The organism is Mesorhizobium humile (assembly GCF_033977215.1).
In the GTDB taxonomy this organism is placed as follows: domain Bacteria; phylum Pseudomonadota; class Alphaproteobacteria; order Rhizobiales; family Rhizobiaceae; genus Mesorhizobium; species Mesorhizobium humile.
Map to the genome: position 1 here is coordinate 1 of NZ_JAVIIV010000028.1, position 15,541 is coordinate 15,541.

Here is a 15,541-nt window from a genome sequence, read left to right on the forward strand (position 1 = left end):
GACAAAGACATGCTTAAAATCAAAAACTTAAAGCAGGTCGCGTGAATCCTTTTTCACGCGACCTGCTTTAGTCCCTGGCGGCCAGGTCGCCCAGAATGCCGAGCCCGGTCTCGTACCGGTCTGGGGCAACGCCAGCCTGGTGCGCCTGCCAGAGATTGTCGCGCAGGTCGGCTATTTTCACGGGCAAGGCAAGCTCATTCGAAGCGGCACGGAAAATGGAGCCCTCTTCGCTCTCGTCCATGCGCTTGGTCAGCGCGTCCACTGCCGCCACAACCGTCAAGCTGAAGCCGGCCTCATGCAGCCGGTCGAGGCTCCAGCCGTTCCCCTTCTCGACGACGTCATGCAGGTAGGCGACCGTCTTTTCGTCCAGCGTTTCAACCGCGTCGGCGACGCGTCTCAAATGTTCGATATAGGGTTGGCCGGTTTTGTCCTTCTGGCCGCGATGGGCCTGCTCAGCTATCTTCGCTGCCTGATGAAGCATGAGGTCTTTCCAATCTCGTCGCAATAAAGCCCGCCCCGGCGAGGGACGGCCGAGGCGGGCTTGCTCGGGTCTGAGCCCGGTCCGGTGGCGCGCCTTCGCGGGGAAGCGGGGCTGCGCGCCATCCTGCATTCAAGAACATCGGCGCCGGGCGAATGTTCCGCCGCTCCCGAATTTTTGAGGACGCGCCATGACCATCGAAGCGACCCGTTGCAGCCGGACGCCCGCACCTAAAAGAAGCCCGGCCAGGAGCCGTTGGGCCGATGCCTGACGCTGTCGGAGAAAAAGCTTTTTGGCAGGAACCTCGCGACCGCCTTGCCGTTAGCCCTCCGTGTCCAACAGGAGGTCCGGCAATGGATTGGAACCGCGTCGAAGGCAATTGGAAGCAGGTGAAGGGCAAGGTCAAGGAACAGTGGGGCAAGCTCACCGACGACGACCTCGACCGCATCGCGGGAAAACGCGACCAGCTCGAAGGCAAGATCCAGGAACGCTACGGCCTCGAGAAGGACCGCGTGCGCCGCGACATCGATGACTGGTACAGCATGCAGGGCTGGTAGAAGCCGGCTCCCACGAAACGAAGGGCGCGGCCTCGCGGCAGCGCCCTTTTTCGTTGGCTCAAGCCCGCGCGAGGCGGCCGCGTATCTCCATCTCGATCCCGCGATCGAGCTGCGCGGGCAAATCCGCGGGCCTGCCATGGCCGAGTTCCGCCAACGCCGCAGCATCGCGGCGGAATTTTTCGAGCGACACGGTGCGGCCCTGCTCCAGCCAGCCGGCTGCGTGCAGAATGAAATGCGCGCCTGAGGCCACCGCTGCCGAGAGCACCCTGCCCCCTTCGGCGCCGGATTGGGCATCATCGACCTTGGCCGAGGTGATGGCGCCGTCGCCCCGAACCGGCACGCCGAGCCGCCTGCCCAGTTCCGCGGCGTAGAACTGGACGAGCTGCGAGGCCGGATCACCGAAATTGGGCAACATCCGGCGCATGTCGAACGGGTAGGCGAGGATGCCCATCACCACCGGCGCGCCCGGGCGCCAGAGCTGCGCCAGCGCCAGCCCGGCCAGCACCTCGGCATAGCCCTGGATCAGCGCGCCGGCCACGGTGACGGGCGCCGTCGCGCCCATCATCATGTAGGACGAACCATGCTCGCCTCGCCCTTCATCGCGATCGCCCGCAGGCATTTCAACGGGTTCGGCCAATAGGTGAGCGGCGGTGTGGCGTTGATCAGATGGAGGAGATTGCATTCGCCGCCACACGCCGGTCGCCCCACCGCTGCGGCCGTCAGGTCGATCACCGCCTCGGCTGCCGCCGGCGAGGCGATGCTGCCCATGAGCGGCTTGTCGGAACAGGCGAGATGCGCAAGCAGCATTTCCAGCGGCCGCCGGTCCTCGGCTACGTCCTCCATGACACAGATCATCTGTCCGGTGTTGGTCAACCCGGGAGCGGCATGCGCGGCGGCGACGAGATCGCCATAGATCCGCCGGCTGCCCGCTACTCTCGTTCCATTGTCGAGCACGACATTGGGCGCGCCGTAGATCGGCGCGAAGACCGGCGGCGCCCTTTCTCCGACAGTCGTATCCCTTGCGGGGTTCCTGCCGCGCAGAAGGAATTTTTCTGGCGCATGCCGGCGCACGATGCGGCGCAGCTCGGCCCCGTCCAGGCGCACCACATCGCCGCTCGCCACGCCACCGGCCTGCTTCAGCATGTCGATGGTTTGCGGATCGTCCATGAAGCGGATTCCGGTTTCCTCCAGCACCCGGTCGGCCGCCTTCTCGATCGTCTCGAGCCCGGCCTCGTCGCGCCCGGGGCGATAGGACGAGGCGATGAAGTCCGCCGCGCGATGTTCAGGAACCAATGTAGCCGATATGCATCCCCCGGCCGGCGCAAAAGGTTCGACGGCACCGACGTGCCGGATTATCCGGATTCGGTTTGCCTTCGCGAGGCTCCTGCCGCGCCACCTTGCGTCGCTTCCAGGAAGGCGTCGCGCCGGCGACGGGTGAGGCAAGCATCGGCCGTGCGGCAACGCGACCGCAATGCGCCTTTCGGCATTTCGCGGAGGAAAAGGCACCGAAGTATCAAATGTTAGCGCGCTTTGACCAACAACCCCATACCTCGTCAAACGCGCCTGTTTTGAATCACTTTGACATCCGCTGTGACCGGGCCGCTCGGCCCGCTCATGGAAGACATGAATGCTTGAATCCCTTTTCCTGAATCTCGGCCAGCACGACAGCCTATCCGACGACGAGAAAACCCTGCTCGGCGACTTGATGGCGGGCGAACGCCACTTCGCCGCTGGTCAGGACATCGTCGCGTCGGGATCCCGGCCGGCCTACAGCACTCTCGTGCTCGACGGGCTCGCCGCCCGTTACAAGGTGCTTGCTGATGGCGGCCGGCAATTCACCTCGCTGCAGGTTCCAGGCGATTTCGTCGACCTCTACGCCTTCCTGTTGAAGACGATGGACCACGGCGTCATCGCGCTTTCGCCTTGCCGCGTCATCCTGGCCGACCATTCGAAGCTGCGCAGCATCACCGAGCGGGCGCCGCATTTGACGCGGCTGTTGTGGCTCGACACGCTGATCGACGGCGCCATCCACCGCGAGTGGATCGTCGCCATGGGGCGGCGCTCGAAGGTCTCGCATCTGGCGCATCTGTTCTGCGAGCTGTTCGTCAGGCTGGAGGTGGTGAAGCGCACCAACGGCATGAGCTTTCATTTGCCCGTCTCGCAGGCCGAGCTCGCCGACGTGCTGGGCCTGTCGGTGGTGCATATGAACCGCGTCATTAGCGCGCTGCGCAACAGCGGCGTGATCGCCTGGGCGAACCATACGGTGACGATCCTCGACTGGCAGAAGCTGCAGCAGATCGCCGAGTTCGATCCGACCTATCTCTCAATGACCCGCGAACCGCGTTAACTCTCACGGCCTGCCGCCGGCGAGGCGCCTTCGGATGTTATTTGCCGAGGGCATGAAACATGCCGCCGCCTCGAAAGTTCCTACTGGAAGGAGGCGGATGATGATCGGCGGAAATGACGGCAAGACACGCCACGCCGAGAACGGCAACGCGGCTCAGCCAGCGAAGAGCGATGTCGAATTGCTAGCCCTTCGGCTGGCGAAGGACACGGACATCTCCGAGGACGACGCCCGCGAACTGATCAAGCTCATTGGCACCGACTGGACCTCGTTGGTGCGCGAGGCGAGGTTCCTCAAGAGCCGGCACTGATCAGAGTTCTTCTGTTTTTCGCGCTCACCGGAACTATTTCGCCTCAGGAACGCTATCTCACTGCAGTTATTTCTAAATTAGGCATCGAGAATAGAGAATGAAGGCCAAACTCATTTCAAAGAGCGCTGGTGCCATGGCCATCATGACCGCTGCATTTGCCGGCGCCAGCGCCGGAACGTCAGCATTGGGAGAGCAGACATGAACAATATCATCTGGCTCGTAGGAGCGGTCGTCATCGTCATTGCCATATTGGGCTTTCTCGGCTTCCGGTGACGCCGAAGCAGGGCCCAATGCCGCTGCGTGAATCGGGGCTGCGTCGGCCCTGACCTGCCATACGACGGCGCAGTTGGAACGCTAGTGTTTCAGGGAAAACCGAAACGCCAGCCCGACTTCCGCAGATCGCATCTCAGGTCGGCGCCCTATTTGCCGGCGGCCTTTTTCTTCGCCTTCTTTACCGGCTCCTCCACTGGCTCCTGCGCCAGTCTGGCCTCGCGAAGACGCGCCGTCTTTGCAATTCTGGCCGCCGCCTCCCCGTCGATGATGGCGCGCGCGGTTTTTGTGGTGGCCTCGTTCTTGGCGTCGCCTTTCGGCTTGAACACATTCGTATCAGCCATGTGCTACCTCGCTATACAAAATGAAAAAGGCCGGGCGAACCCGACCTTCCCTCAAAGCCCCAGCGCCTGTGCCAGTACATCCGTGGTCAAAGGCGCCGATGCATGGCTTAGGCGGCCTGCAGATTCTCCGCGGCGCTCTTGCCGCTGCGGGCGTCCTTGACGACGTCAAAGCTTACCTTCTGGCCTTCGACGAGAGAACGCATCCCGGCGCGCTCCACGGCAGAGATGTGAACGAACACGTCCGGCTGGCCGCCGCCCTGCTCGATGAAGCCAAAGCCCTTGGTGGCGTTGAAAAACTTCACGGTTCCAGTAGTCATACGATTTCCTTTCAAATCGACGCAAATTACCGCCGCTTGGCCGAATGCCAAACGTCACAGTTTTCGAAATTGAGAGGGAAGATCGTCGGGGCACAAAGGCGCCAGAAACAACGTTCGTTCAGCAAGATCGATATCATACATATAGCGTTTAAACTGACTCCCGGCAAGACAACCCCGGATATATTTATCCAAGGCCCTCCTTTCGCAGTGAGCCAGCCTGCGCATCTCGGCCTGGGCGATTCAGCCGGCCACCTCCTTCGTCATGGAACATTCAGGTGCCGGTGAAGTTCACCTTGCGCAATGTGGTTTGGTCGGCTCCCGGTTTGGCAATGGCTAATTATCTGACGCTTCCGGCAACTTCTCGTAACCTGTTCCGCGTGGTCGTGGAAACACCGCGGGGATCGGCCGCGAAACTCGCCTATGAACCGAAGACCGGGGTGTTCGAATATTCCCGCCCCCTTCCTGTCGGTAACACCTATCCCTACGATTGGGGCTTCGTGCCATCGACGCTGGGAGACGATGGTGATCCGCTGGACGGGCTCGTCATCCACCAGGCCGCCGGCGCTCCGGGGGTCGTGATAAAATGCGACCTGCTGGGCGCGCTCAGGGTAAAGCAGCGCGATCCCGACGGCTCGAAAGTCCGCAACGACCGGTACATTTTCTGCCCTCATAAGGAAGACGCGCCGGATGAGCCCGTGGCGTCAGTCGATGTGCCTGAAGATCTTCGCCGGGAAATAGAGCAGTTCTTCCTTTCCTCGGTGCTGGGTACCGGCAAGAAAATCAAGCTGAAGGGCTGGCAAAACGCGGCCGAGGCCAGGGCCTCGCTGACGAAGGGAATGAAATCCTTCAAGCGAAAACTCGCAAATCGGTGAGCGGCTGATGCCCGTCTCCCGCCCTATTCCTGCAAACGCCGTGCATCTTTGCGTCGACATGCAGCGCATGTTCATGCCGCCCGGACCGTGGGCGGTCGAGTGGTTTCCCCAGACTCTGCCCAAGGTGCTTCGGCTCACCGAGCGGTGGCCGGCACGAACCATCTTCACCCGCTTCATTCCGGCACTGCGGGCAGGAGAAGGGCATGGCCAGTGGCGCAGCTACTATGAGCGCTGGGCAGAAATGACGCTTGAAAAAGCAGGGAACGACATCATCGAGTTGGCGCCGGAGCTGAAGGATTTCGTTCCGCCGGCACGACAGTTCGACAAACCCGTCTATTCGCCCTGGTTCGGAGGCAGGTTGAGGCGCGCGCTTGCAGCCGAGGATGTTGACACAATTGTCGTCAGCGGAGGCGAGGCCGACATGTGCGTTTTGGCCACGCTTCTTGGAGCTATCGATTTCGGCTTTCGAACGGTTCTGGCGGAGGATGCGATTTGCAGCACCTCCGACGAAGCCTATGACAGCATCATCAGGCTGTTCACCAAAAGATATTCGCACCATGTGGAAGTCGCCCCGGTGGATGAAATCCTGGAGTCCTGGGCTTAGCCCGTGCGCCAAAGATCAACGCGGAGCCTCGTCAATAACAATTGAGGGTCCAGGGCCTTCACCGGCAAAAAATCTATTCGGAACAACTTGCGGGCGGCCGTGTTGGTGATGATCCAACCCCACCAGGAGATGCAGAAATGGCGACGACGAAAGCGGCCTCGAACAAGGGCCTCAACGAACTTTTCCATGACACGCTGAAAGACATCTACTTCGCCGAAAAGAAGATTCTGGCGACGCTGCCCAAGATGGCCAAGGCGGCGCAGGACGATGCGTTGAAGGCGGCCTTCGAGAAGCACCGCGACCAGACCGAGGAGCATGTCGCGCGTCTCGAGGAAGTGTTCGAGGTGATCGACAAGAAGCCTGTGGGAAAGACCTGCGCGGCCATCATGGGCATCACCGAGGAAGGCGCGGAAATCATGGATGAGTACAAGGGCTCGCCCTCGCTCGACGCCGGCCTGCTGGCCGCCGCCCAAGCCGTCGAGCATTACGAGATTTCGCGCTACGGCACGCTCAGGACCTGGGCGCAGGAACTCGGCCTGACGGAAGCTGTCAATCTGCTCGACAAGACGCTGGCCGAGGAAAAGGAAACGGACGCAGCGCTCACCGAACTCGCCGAATCCGCCGTCAATGTAGCTGCCGAGGCTGCCTAGCTGCGCTCCGCGCACGGCCGGATATTCGCTCGGTCCGGCTTCCGCCGAGCCCTGGCAGGTTGCCGGGGCTCGTTGCTACCATTCCCCAGAGTATCATCCCATGGAAAAAGCGTTCAATCGCATGGCGGCGGCCGTCGCTCATGCCACCGGCAGGCCGTTGGCTTTTGGCCTATGCCTGGGATCGGTTCTGCTGTGGGGGGCAACCGGTCCGGTCTTCGACTATTCGGAGACCTGGCAGCTTGTCATCAACACCGGCACCACAATCGTCACTTTCCTGATGGTGTTCCTGATCCAGAACACCCAGAACCGGGACGGCGCGGCGATCCAGGCCAAACTCGACGAGTTAATCCGCTCAGGCCATGCGAAGAATGATTTCATCGGTATCGAGCATCTTACCGAAGCCGAGGTCGAGGCGTTCCGGGCGCGCTGCGCGGCAGCCAAGAAGAGAAAGGCGGCTAACACCTAAGCCGGACGGCGCCTTGGCCGAATAGCCGCTATTCATCCCTCCGAGACGCGCCGGTTCTCGCAGCGACCGGGAAAGCTCTTGACGGTCAAAATCCACAAACCCATATCGCCGCTGGGCTTGGGCCTCTGTCGGTCCCAAGCCGTGGCTTGTACTCAATTGTTCGTTCGATTGGAGGACGTTATGAACGACCGGATGTTCGACAGCCCCGTTTTCGTGAAGAGCGGAAACAGCCTCATCCAGGAAATCGCGTGCTTGGAAGATGCCCTGGAATTTCTCTACGCGTGGCCCAAGAACAGGCGCGGAACCATCTTTGAAACGGCCCTTCGTGCCTGCCAGCGGGCATTCGACAGCGGCTATCCGCTGACTGCCGCCAGAGATGCCTTTTGCGGTTTCGCAAAGTCGGTCAGAATTCTTGAGGACGTGAGTGTCCCCTTGCCATGGATGACCGGCAAAGGCGGCCGCGGCGGCGGACTGGCTGTTTGAAAGTATCGCGGTGTATGGGAGTTCGCGATGCTTTCCAAACCTTTCGAGAAACCCCTTCGCGTTTGGGTCGGACTGGGCTTTCCCCGGCAACTGAACACCGTCGTCGACGCCTATCAGTTCGCGATCGACTGGTGCGGCAATAGCCCGGAGCAGAAAGCGGCCATCCGTGCCTGCAAGGCGGCTTTGATTGGCGACGTCGACGCGGAAACCGCGCGAGGCGTTTTCGCCGCGTTCGCGCGCAAGAAGGATATCCTTGTCGAGGACGGAGCAATCCCTCCCGCCGTCGGATGGGCCCAGCCGTCACATCACCAATGACGATCGGGGCGCCTACGACCGCTGTCGGGGCGCCTCGCACCAAACCTAGATGATTGACGAGGAACCTCGATGGCAGAACCAGCCATTGGAAAACCCGTCCATGAGGTCAACGCCGCCCGGTACGACAGCGATTGCCAGGAGGCGTTGGCCGGCTCTCTCGATGGCCTGCTTGCACAGGCGGAAGCTGCCGGCTTGGGCAGGAACCGTGCCGCGACGGCACTAATGTACCTTGCAGGAAAACGCCTCAATGCCCGCACCTAGAGCTGCTAGGACCGCGAGCAGCGAATATCGCGTAAAAAGCCCGCCGCCCCGTTGAAGAACGGCGGCGGGCCAACAGGCGTCACACCCGACCGCCCCCCGGATGCCGCATAAGTGCCACAGCAGCAACTGTCGTGGAGGGACACCGGGTAAATGGAACCTTGATCGGGGCTGTCAGTTGCATTGGAAGGCGGCCAGTATGACCAGATCGTCACTTCATCTTCTCAAGGGTACGGGGTATCTGATTTCCACGGTGAGCGTGACCCTGCTGGCGATCGTTAGTTGGGACAGCGCATCGAAAAGTCCGTTGCTGATCGCTTGTCTGCTCGGCGGAGCCGCTACCTCGATTATCGGCATGTTCTGCCGCTGGCTGTCCTACCAAATCGAGAAACGGCAGGAAGAGCGGCGGTAGGGCGCTCGGTATCAGTCTCCGCGGCGCAAGATCCGCGTCACGAGCAGAGTGATCAGGCTGCTCAGCACAATCCAACCGACGATCTCGCCACCGAATGCGGTTGGCCGGGCTGGCGCCGTGCCGACGCTTCTATCAGCGTTGGCGGGCATCGTCGCCTCGGGTTTGGCTACTTGTTCGGCCTGGCGCGGCGCACCCCGGTGGTTGGCGTGTGCCATGACCGGCGCGAGGTCGCGCCGGCTGCCGCGACGGACCGAATAGGCGCGCGTGATTTCGGCGCCGAAGAGAAAAATCTGCGCTGAATAATAGACCCACACCAATACGACCATCAGCGCTCCGGCGGCACCGTAGGACGTGGCGATAGCGCTGGTGCCGATGTACCAGCCGATCAGCGACTTGCCGATGGTGAAGAGCAGCGCGGTCACCACCGCGCCGACGCCGACATCGCGCCATTTTAGCGTGCGGTCCGGCAGGACCTTGTAGATCGCGGCGAAGAGCAGAGCGATCAGCACAAACGAGACGATCGTGTTGACGCCGCTGACGATCACGCCACCGAACGGCAGGCGCCGGTTGATCAGTTCGCCCAGCGCCGAGATCGCCGTGCTTGCCGCCAGCGACACCAGCAGCAGGAAGCCAAGCGCCGCGACGAGACCGAGGCTCGCCGCCCTCGCCCGCACCAGGCGCGACAGCGACACGCCGTTGGGCTTCACCTTCCAGATCTCGTTGAGCGACTGCTGCATTTCACCGAAGACGCCCGACGCCGTGACGAAAAGCGTGACCAGCCCGATCAGCGTGGCAAGCGTGCTTGACCAACGCTGTGCGGCGCTCTCGATCGTAGCCTTCAGGAGGTCGGCGCTTTGCGGGCCCATGACGCCGGATATCTCGGCCGACAGCGCGACCTGGGCGGCATCGTTGCCGATGGCGACGCCGGCAATCGCCACGACGATCAGCAGGATCGGCGCCAGTGAGGTCGTGGCGTAGAAAGCGATCGCCGCGCCGTGGCTCAGCGCATTGTCGTCGATGTAGCCGGTGACACTCTCCCGCAAGAGCAGCCAGCCTTCACGAACCCAGCCCGGCATCGTCGCCTCACCTGTTTTGGACGCGTATTTCGTGCTTTATCGTCTGCCCTGCCATTTGCTGCCCCGCGCCAAATACGGAGCGGGCCGGGTGGGACAAGAGCTCGACTACCCTTTCGTTGGCCAGGGCGTGAAGCCGGAGAAACCAGCCCTGTTCTCTTTGCCACCAGGTCCGGCTGACGCGGCCCGCAAACCACAATCCCATGCCGGCACAATGGTTCCCAATGGGCGAGGATGCCGGATCGCTAAAAACGGCGGCCCATTTGCAATAAGAAACAATGGATTTATAATTAGCTGACTAAGTGATTCATGGCGCGGTGAACCGATGGCCAAGAAGAAGAACAGACGGTCAGCTTCCAGTGTTTCGGCAGCTTCCCGCGCCGAAATCCACGAGGCGGCTTATTTTGCCCGCAAATGCGGCCTCACCCGCGACGAGGCATTGCAGATGATGCGCGAGGCCCACGGCTTGCCGGCCGTTCGGGCGACCGAGGGCGAGAAGCGCAAGCATTGAACCTTGTTGTTGAAGACGCACGCCTCATTGGCCGTTCTGCGGCGGAACTTCGCCCGGCTTGATCACTGGCATGTCGCCGGTCGGCGGTGGCGTCGTCGCGTTCTGGTCGCCGGTCGGCGGCGGCTTCAGCACGCCGCCGCAATCGCCGAGCTGTTTCGACAGTTCATCCGTATCGGCCTGCTGCTTCTGTTTTTGCTGCTGGTCGTTGGCGTCGGGCTTGGCCTGGCAGTTCTGCGCCTGCTGGTCCATCGGCTGAGCGGCAGTCTGGGCCGCTGCCGGCAGCACCGGGATCAGCGCGACGGCAGCGATGAGAAGCGCTTTCTTCGTGAGATCTTTCATGGGATACTCCTCATGGGTCAGTAACCCCCGATGATCGGCAGGATCTCGCCGGTGATGTAGCTCGAGCATTGCGGCGAGGCCAGGAACACATAGGCCGGCGCGATCTCCTCCGGCTGGGCGGGCCGCTTCATCGGCGTCTTGGCGCCGAACTGCGAAACGTCCTCCGCTTCCTTCTCCGACGGGTTGAGCGGCGTCCAGACCGGACCGGGCGCCACCGCGTTGACGCGGATGCCCTTGGAGATGAGATTGCCGGAGAGCGCGCGGGTGAAGGCGTGAATGCCGCCTTTGGTCATGGAATAGTCGACCAGTTCCTTCGAGCCCTCTATGCCGGTGACCGAGCCGGTGTTGACGATGGCCGATCCTGGTTTCATATGCGGCACGGCTTCCTGCGCCATGTGGAAATAACCGTAGAGATTGGTCTTCAGCGTGATGTCGAAATGCGCTTCGGTGAGATCGGCGAAATCGGCCGAGTGGACCTGGAAGGCGGCGTTGTTGACAAGCACGTCCAGTTTGCCGAAAGCCTTGATCGTCTCACCTACCGCCTTTCGGCAGAAGGCGCGCTTGGCGACGTCGCCGCGCAAGGTGATGCAGCGCCTCCCCTCCGCCTCGACCGCCTGCTTCGTCGCCTTGGCGTCACGGTCCTCGCTGAGATAAGCGATGGCGATATCGGCGCCTTCGCGCGCGAAGAGCACCGCGACCGCGCGACCGATGCCGGAATCGCCGCCGGTAATCAGCGCGACCTTGTCCTTGAGCTTGCCCGACCCTTGCCAGAACGGGGCGTCATAGAGCGGCGCCGGCTCGATCGCCCATTCCTCGCCGGGTTTGGGATGATGCTGCCTGGGAAAAGGTGGTACGGGGTATCTGCGCGCGCCGGCCTGCATCGCACCTGGCGCTTTCGGTTTCGGCTTGCTGCTGTCCGTGGCATCGACCTTGCGCTGGACGCCGCGCTGCCTGCGCGTGGTCTTCGCCGTGTCCGTCTTGTTGCCGGCGGCTGATTTTTTGGTCGTGTCGGTTTTCGTTCGGCTGCTGGTCGGCATGGTGGTCTCCTTTCAGAGGACAACGCGTGCAGACGGAAAAGGTTGGCCCCCGGTTCGTCGCATCTCGCCGACATGCCCGGCCATACATCAAAGTTAAATGCGGCCGCCCGGCCGTGGTGCTAACCCTTCGTCATTGGGGGGACTCTTCAGGAGGAGTCCCATGGACGTTCGAACTCTCGTCGGCAGTCTCTCGGCCGCAATGCTGCGCCGGCGCGCCGCCGCACCACCGGTGCCGGTCCGGGTGATCCGCGCTTCGCTCGCCGAGGTGCCGCTGAGGCCGCGCCCGCGGCCGCCACATCGGCCGGCGCCGCCGGCCCGGCCCGCGAGCAATATGTAGCCCCAAATTTATAGCGTCAGACTGGCCGGCCGAATGCAACCGACTGGCGAAGTCATCGTTTACGGCCATCCTCAATTTTGCGGTGAAACATGAAGTCCTTGCCTATGAACAGCCCGTTTTTTCTCCTCATTGCCGTCATGATCACGGCCGTGCCCTTTGTCGGCCTTGCCTGGCGCACGCTCGAATGGCTCGGATGGTGAAAGACCGATGAGCCGTTTCCTGCCCCTCACCATTCGCTTCGTCAGCGGCGGCACGATGGTGGTCACCACCGTCGCCGAGGCCAAGAAGGCGCTCGCCGGCACATGGAAGAACAAGGAGGCGCCAGCCTATCTCGAAGCTGCCCGGCTGGTGGATGACGCGATCGCAGGCACCTGCCGTCCGGCCATCGCGTTTGCCGCCTTCAAGAGGGTCGCCGCGCAGCAAGGCCTGCTGAGGCCTGCCCAGCCGAGTGCCGCCCTCACCATGCTGGACGAGCTGTGGTCGCGCTCCAAGGCTCCGCCCAGCTAGATGCCGCAGGCAATCTGTCCTTGCTACCGTCTTGGCCGACCTATCTCGGCTCGCGGGTCATGCTGAGATAGGTTGGATCGAATTCGGCGATCGCAACCAGCCGCTCCCAGTCGAGGATCGTGATCATATGGCTCGTCCAGTTGATCACGTTCATACGGCGCAGCGTGCCGATCACCCGGTTCATATGGACGACGGAGAGGCCGAGCACGTCGGCGAGCTCGGCCTGCGACAGCGGCAGATGGAAGCTCATCTCGCGGGTTTTTTTTACCACCTGCAGCCGGACGAACAGCTCGCATATCAGATGCGCGAGATGGGAGGTCTTGGAGCGCCGGCCCATGGCCACTATCCATTCGCGGTGGATGGCGCCGTCGACCAGCGTGTCCAGCCACAAAAGCCTGGTGAGATGCGGCGCCTGCTCGGTGATCGTCTTCAGCTTGCCATGCTCGGCGGCGAGCACGTGGCATGGCGAGAGCGCGATGATGCCGTGATCCATCGTCTTCAGCAGAAAGGCATGCAAGTCGACGAAATCGCCGGCGACCTGGAGCGAGGTGAACTGGCGGCCCCCGTCCTCCAAAACCTTGTAGCGGGCGGCAAGCCCATCGATGATCAGCGTGCTGTAACTTGGCCTCGATCCCTCCGAGACGACATCCTCGCCGGCCGCGATGTATTTCTCGAATGACATGACGCCTGCAAGCAGCGCCTTCTCTTCCTCCGACAAGGCATCGTGCTGGCCGAGGTTGAGATAAAGCGATTCCAGCATCCTGCGTCCTCCATTCGCAGCAGCAACGCCGCAGGCGGCGGGCTGGTTGCAGGCGGCTGCGCGCGCCGCAAGCGCGGCGCATCATGGATTTCCTCTCGGGATCAGCCGCTTGGAACCATGACCGCGCTGACGAATTGAAGCTCGAAACGCCGGGATCGACGTGCCGATGCAACGCTTCTATTTCGACCTGTACAACACCGAGCACAGCCAGAGGGACGATGAAGGGCAGCTTCTTGCCAGTCGCGAGCGCGCGGGCATAGAGGCGCTGCGCATCCTGCATGATGTCGCCCGCGACGAGATGCCGGGCGGCAGGCACCTGACAATCACCGTGAAGGTACTGGACGAGCAGCGCGACCAGATTTTCGAAGCGTCGTTGACGCTCGATTCAGCCTGGACGTGAGATGGCCGGCACCGATACCGGAGGCAAGCAATGTTCGAGGATTTCGACAGCCGCGAGATCGACACCGGCGAAGCAAGGATCTTCGCCCGCCGGGCCGGCAGTGGAAGCGGCCTGCTGCTGCTGCACGGATTTCCCGAGACGCATGCGATGTGGCGCGACGTGGCGCCGAGCCTCGCGCGCGATTTCGCCGTCGTGTGCGCGGATCTCAGGGGCTATGGGCAAAGCTCCTGCCCGCCGTCCTCCGCCGATCACGCCCCCTATGCCAAGCGCGCCATGGCCGCCGATCTGGTGGTGCTGATGGAGACGTTGGGCTTCAGGCGCTTCATGGTCGCCGGTCACGATCGCGGCGGGCGTGTCGCCTACCGGATGGCGCTCGACCACCCGGACCGCGTCGAGAAGCTCGCCGTGCTCGACATCATTCCCACCGCCGATGCCTGGGACCGCGCCGACGCGAGGCTGGCGCTCGGCTACTGGCCGTGGTCGTTGCTGGCACAGCCCGAGCCGCTGCCGGAGACGATGGTTGCGGCCGCCGCCAATGCCATCGTCGACAATGCGCTTTCCGGCTGGGGATCGTCGCCCGACGCGTTCCCGCCCGAGGTTCGGCAACTCTATGTGGATGCGTTGCGCGACCCGGCGCACATCCATGCCATTTGCGAAGAATATCGCGCCGCGGCGTCCCTCGACCGCGATCATGACCATGCCGACAGAGCGGCCGGCCGGCGCATCGCCTGCCCGCTGCTGGCGCTATGGAGCGAGCATGGGGCGCTGGCCGAATGGTACGCGCAGGCGGGCGGCCCGCTGGCGCTGTGGCGGAACTGGGCGGAAGATGTCAGTGGCGGCGCCTTGCGCGGCGGCCACTTCTTTCCGGAGGAGTCGCCGATCGAAACGGCGGCCACGCTCGATGCCTTCTTCTCCGGAAGATAGAAGCACAGCGTCGCGGGAGTTGCGCGGGCCGGCCAGATGACTGGCCGGCCGGCTCACGCAAGCATCAGATAAAGCAACGGCACCGCCGCCAAGCCGATTGCCATCGCGATAAGCGTGGCATGGCCCAGGCGCTCCGCGCGCCTGGCAATGTCGGCGACCTCGTCCTCGTCATTGATGACGTCAAGGAAGGAAAGATCGGCAAGGGCGGCACGTTCGTTGTCGTTGGCAGGCAGGGTTTCGACATCCTGCCGGGCGGGTTTTGCAGAGATATAGGTCAAAACGTCGTCTCGCTCCGAAGCCGGCTGCGCGGCTTTCTTGTTGATGGATATTGGTGCCCGCCGGAATTGCGCGGGGAAGATCGGCGGGCACCATGACGGCCGGCGATGGGGGGCTTTTCTCGACGGCCGCTCCCCAATCCGTAGAAAGCAGATTGGTTGCATAAGCCAGCCGAATGCGTTGGTCAGGTCGGACTTCAGTCTGACCCGGGTCACGAAATGTTTCAGCCGGAACATAGCCTGTCGGCACCTGTTCCCCCTACTCAAGGAGGCCGAACGCGTCCTTGAATTCACCCCCGAAGAAAAATCCGAACCAACGGAGAATTCGATATGCCCAATCAAGGCGGAACCCACGAACAGCACGTCAAGGCCGGCCAGCAAAGCCACAAGAACCGGGACGACCCACATAACGGTGGTCAGCATCGCGGCAGCGGGCAGCAGCAGGCCGAGGACCGCAACATGGGTCAGCGGAGCGCCGGCCAGCACAGGGGTGGCAGCGGCAACTTCGCCGAAGACCGCCAGCGTGCATCGGACGCCGGCCGCAAGGGCGGCCAGCGTTGAGTTCAAAATGGCGTTCGTGTGCTTCACGGACGCCATTTCTCTTGCCTCCACATTCGCCTTCCGATGGAACCTCTTCCCTGCCCTCCAGTTCCCCTAATGGCCGCCGCTGACGGCAGAGGCCGCAGGCAGGACGTTCC

The 15,541-nt window shown here is 62.6% G+C and carries 24 protein-coding genes and 1 pseudogene; 16 read left to right on the forward strand and 9 right to left on the reverse strand.

From position 1 onward, the window contains the following. Nucleotides 1–67 precede the first annotated feature (67 nt). Entirely contained in the window at nucleotides 68–610 is a 543-nt protein-coding gene (locus tag RFM52_RS28875; protein WP_320298366.1) for an HD domain-containing protein, read from the reverse strand. Between the two features lie 221 nt (nucleotides 611–831). Between RFM52_RS28875 and RFM52_RS28880 the strand changes: the two genes are divergently transcribed. Further along, a complete protein-coding gene (locus RFM52_RS28880; protein ID WP_320298367.1) occupies nucleotides 832–1,035 on the forward strand; it encodes a CsbD family protein in 204 nt (67 codons plus the stop codon). Between the two features lie 58 nt (nucleotides 1,036–1,093). On the opposite strand, the pseudogene RFM52_RS32910 reads toward RFM52_RS28880, so the two are convergent. Continuing rightward, a pseudogene (locus tag RFM52_RS32910) lies at nucleotides 1,094–2,541 on the reverse strand (trimethylamine methyltransferase family protein). A gap of 121 nt (nucleotides 2,542–2,662) precedes the next feature. On the opposite strand from RFM52_RS32910, the gene RFM52_RS28895 reads away from it, so the two are divergent. Both RFM52_RS28895 and RFM52_RS28900 read left to right on the forward strand, forming a co-directional pair. After that, entirely contained in the window at nucleotides 2,663–3,382 is a 720-nt protein-coding gene (locus tag RFM52_RS28895) for a Crp/Fnr family transcriptional regulator (protein WP_320298370.1), read from the forward strand. 100 nt (nucleotides 3,383–3,482) lie between these two features. Continuing rightward, nucleotides 3,483–3,689 carry a hypothetical protein gene (locus RFM52_RS28900; RefSeq protein WP_320327891.1) on the forward strand — a complete coding sequence of 69 codons (207 nt, stop codon included), beginning with the start codon at nucleotides 3,483–3,485 and terminating at the stop codon, nucleotides 3,687–3,689. 419 nt (nucleotides 3,690–4,108) lie between these two features. Here the strand turns inward: RFM52_RS28900 and RFM52_RS28905 are convergent, their stop codons facing one another. Then, nucleotides 4,109–4,303 (reverse strand): hypothetical protein, encoded by a 195-nt coding sequence (locus RFM52_RS28905; protein WP_320298372.1) that lies wholly within the window; start codon nucleotides 4,301–4,303, stop codon nucleotides 4,109–4,111. Nucleotides 4,304–4,410: 107 nt separating this feature from the next. Beyond that, nucleotides 4,411–4,620: a cold-shock protein gene (locus RFM52_RS28910; RefSeq protein ID WP_095768399.1), complete on the reverse strand. Its 210-nt coding sequence runs from the start codon at nucleotides 4,618–4,620 to the stop codon at nucleotides 4,411–4,413. Between the two features lie 275 nt (nucleotides 4,621–4,895). Between RFM52_RS28910 and RFM52_RS28915 the strand changes: the two genes are divergently transcribed. From RFM52_RS28915 to RFM52_RS28950, 8 genes are all read left to right on the forward strand, one after another. Further along, nucleotides 4,896–5,492: an inorganic diphosphatase gene (locus RFM52_RS28915; RefSeq protein WP_320298373.1), complete on the forward strand. Its 597-nt coding sequence runs from the start codon at nucleotides 4,896–4,898 to the stop codon at nucleotides 5,490–5,492. Nucleotides 5,493–5,499: 7 nt separating this feature from the next. Continuing rightward, the gene (locus RFM52_RS28920) at nucleotides 5,500–6,096 is read left to right on the forward strand and encodes a cysteine hydrolase family protein (RefSeq protein WP_320298374.1); all 597 of its coding nucleotides are present in this window, start codon (nucleotides 5,500–5,502) and stop codon (nucleotides 6,094–6,096) included. 137 nt (nucleotides 6,097–6,233) lie between these two features. Beyond that, nucleotides 6,234–6,746, forward strand: a complete 513-nt coding sequence (locus RFM52_RS28925) for a YciE/YciF ferroxidase family protein (RefSeq protein WP_320298375.1) — start codon at nucleotides 6,234–6,236, stop codon at nucleotides 6,744–6,746. A 121-nt stretch (nucleotides 6,747–6,867) separates the two neighbouring features. Continuing rightward, nucleotides 6,868–7,212 (forward strand): low affinity iron permease family protein, encoded by a 345-nt coding sequence (locus RFM52_RS28930; protein WP_320298376.1) that lies wholly within the window; start codon nucleotides 6,868–6,870, stop codon nucleotides 7,210–7,212. A gap of 180 nt (nucleotides 7,213–7,392) precedes the next feature. Further along, entirely contained in the window at nucleotides 7,393–7,695 is a 303-nt protein-coding gene (locus RFM52_RS28935; protein WP_320298377.1) for a DUF982 domain-containing protein, read from the forward strand. A gap of 27 nt (nucleotides 7,696–7,722) precedes the next feature. Next, complete coding sequence (locus tag RFM52_RS28940; protein ID WP_320298378.1) at nucleotides 7,723–8,010, forward strand: DUF982 domain-containing protein; 288 nt, start codon at nucleotides 7,723–7,725, stop codon at nucleotides 8,008–8,010. Between the two features lie 69 nt (nucleotides 8,011–8,079). Next, nucleotides 8,080–8,271 (forward strand): hypothetical protein, encoded by a 192-nt coding sequence (locus RFM52_RS28945; RefSeq protein ID WP_320298379.1) that lies wholly within the window; start codon nucleotides 8,080–8,082, stop codon nucleotides 8,269–8,271. A 196-nt stretch (nucleotides 8,272–8,467) separates the two neighbouring features. Beyond that, nucleotides 8,468–8,680, forward strand: coding sequence for a hypothetical protein (locus RFM52_RS28950; protein WP_320298380.1), 213 nt, complete (start codon nucleotides 8,468–8,470; stop codon nucleotides 8,678–8,680). Nucleotides 8,681–8,691: 11 nt separating this feature from the next. Here the strand turns inward: RFM52_RS28950 and RFM52_RS28955 are convergent, their stop codons facing one another. Continuing rightward, nucleotides 8,692–9,756, reverse strand: coding sequence for a YihY/virulence factor BrkB family protein (locus tag RFM52_RS28955; protein ID WP_320298381.1), 1,065 nt, complete (start codon nucleotides 9,754–9,756; stop codon nucleotides 8,692–8,694). Between the two features lie 322 nt (nucleotides 9,757–10,078). On the opposite strand from RFM52_RS28955, the gene RFM52_RS28960 reads away from it, so the two are divergent. Further along, nucleotides 10,079–10,264 carry a hypothetical protein gene (locus RFM52_RS28960; RefSeq protein WP_320298382.1) on the forward strand — a complete coding sequence of 62 codons (186 nt, stop codon included), beginning with the start codon at nucleotides 10,079–10,081 and terminating at the stop codon, nucleotides 10,262–10,264. Between the two features lie 24 nt (nucleotides 10,265–10,288). Here RFM52_RS28960 and RFM52_RS28965 read toward each other — a convergent pair whose 3' ends face one another. Both RFM52_RS28965 and RFM52_RS28970 read right to left on the reverse strand, forming a co-directional pair. After that, nucleotides 10,289–10,603: a hypothetical protein gene (locus tag RFM52_RS28965; protein ID WP_320298383.1), complete on the reverse strand. Its 315-nt coding sequence runs from the start codon at nucleotides 10,601–10,603 to the stop codon at nucleotides 10,289–10,291. A 17-nt stretch (nucleotides 10,604–10,620) separates the two neighbouring features. Then, the gene (locus RFM52_RS28970) at nucleotides 10,621–11,640 is read right to left on the reverse strand and encodes an SDR family oxidoreductase (protein WP_320298384.1); all 1,020 of its coding nucleotides are present in this window, start codon (nucleotides 11,638–11,640) and stop codon (nucleotides 10,621–10,623) included. Nucleotides 11,641–11,800: 160 nt separating this feature from the next. Here RFM52_RS28970 and RFM52_RS28975 point away from each other — a divergent pair, with 160 nt between their 5' ends. Beyond that, the gene (locus tag RFM52_RS28975) at nucleotides 11,801–11,977 is read left to right on the forward strand and encodes a hypothetical protein (protein ID WP_320298385.1); all 177 of its coding nucleotides are present in this window, start codon (nucleotides 11,801–11,803) and stop codon (nucleotides 11,975–11,977) included. Between the two features lie 207 nt (nucleotides 11,978–12,184). Continuing rightward, entirely contained in the window at nucleotides 12,185–12,484 is a 300-nt protein-coding gene (locus RFM52_RS28980; protein WP_320298386.1) for a DUF982 domain-containing protein, read from the forward strand. Between the two features lie 40 nt (nucleotides 12,485–12,524). Here RFM52_RS28980 and RFM52_RS28985 read toward each other — a convergent pair whose 3' ends face one another. After that, nucleotides 12,525–13,244, reverse strand: coding sequence for a Crp/Fnr family transcriptional regulator (locus RFM52_RS28985; protein ID WP_320298387.1), 720 nt, complete (start codon nucleotides 13,242–13,244; stop codon nucleotides 12,525–12,527). A gap of 166 nt (nucleotides 13,245–13,410) precedes the next feature. Here RFM52_RS28985 and RFM52_RS28990 point away from each other — a divergent pair, with 166 nt between their 5' ends. Further along, complete coding sequence (locus tag RFM52_RS28990) at nucleotides 13,411–13,644, forward strand: DUF6894 family protein (RefSeq protein WP_320298388.1); 234 nt, start codon at nucleotides 13,411–13,413, stop codon at nucleotides 13,642–13,644. A 30-nt stretch (nucleotides 13,645–13,674) separates the two neighbouring features. Then, nucleotides 13,675–14,568, forward strand: coding sequence for an alpha/beta fold hydrolase (locus tag RFM52_RS28995; protein WP_320298389.1), 894 nt, complete (start codon nucleotides 13,675–13,677; stop codon nucleotides 14,566–14,568). 53 nt (nucleotides 14,569–14,621) lie between these two features. Here the strand turns inward: RFM52_RS28995 and RFM52_RS32915 are convergent, their stop codons facing one another. Beyond that, nucleotides 14,622–15,440 carry a hypothetical protein gene (locus RFM52_RS32915; protein WP_430699299.1) on the reverse strand — a complete coding sequence of 273 codons (819 nt, stop codon included), beginning with the start codon at nucleotides 15,438–15,440 and terminating at the stop codon, nucleotides 14,622–14,624. Between the last annotated feature and the right edge of the window lie 101 nt (nucleotides 15,441–15,541).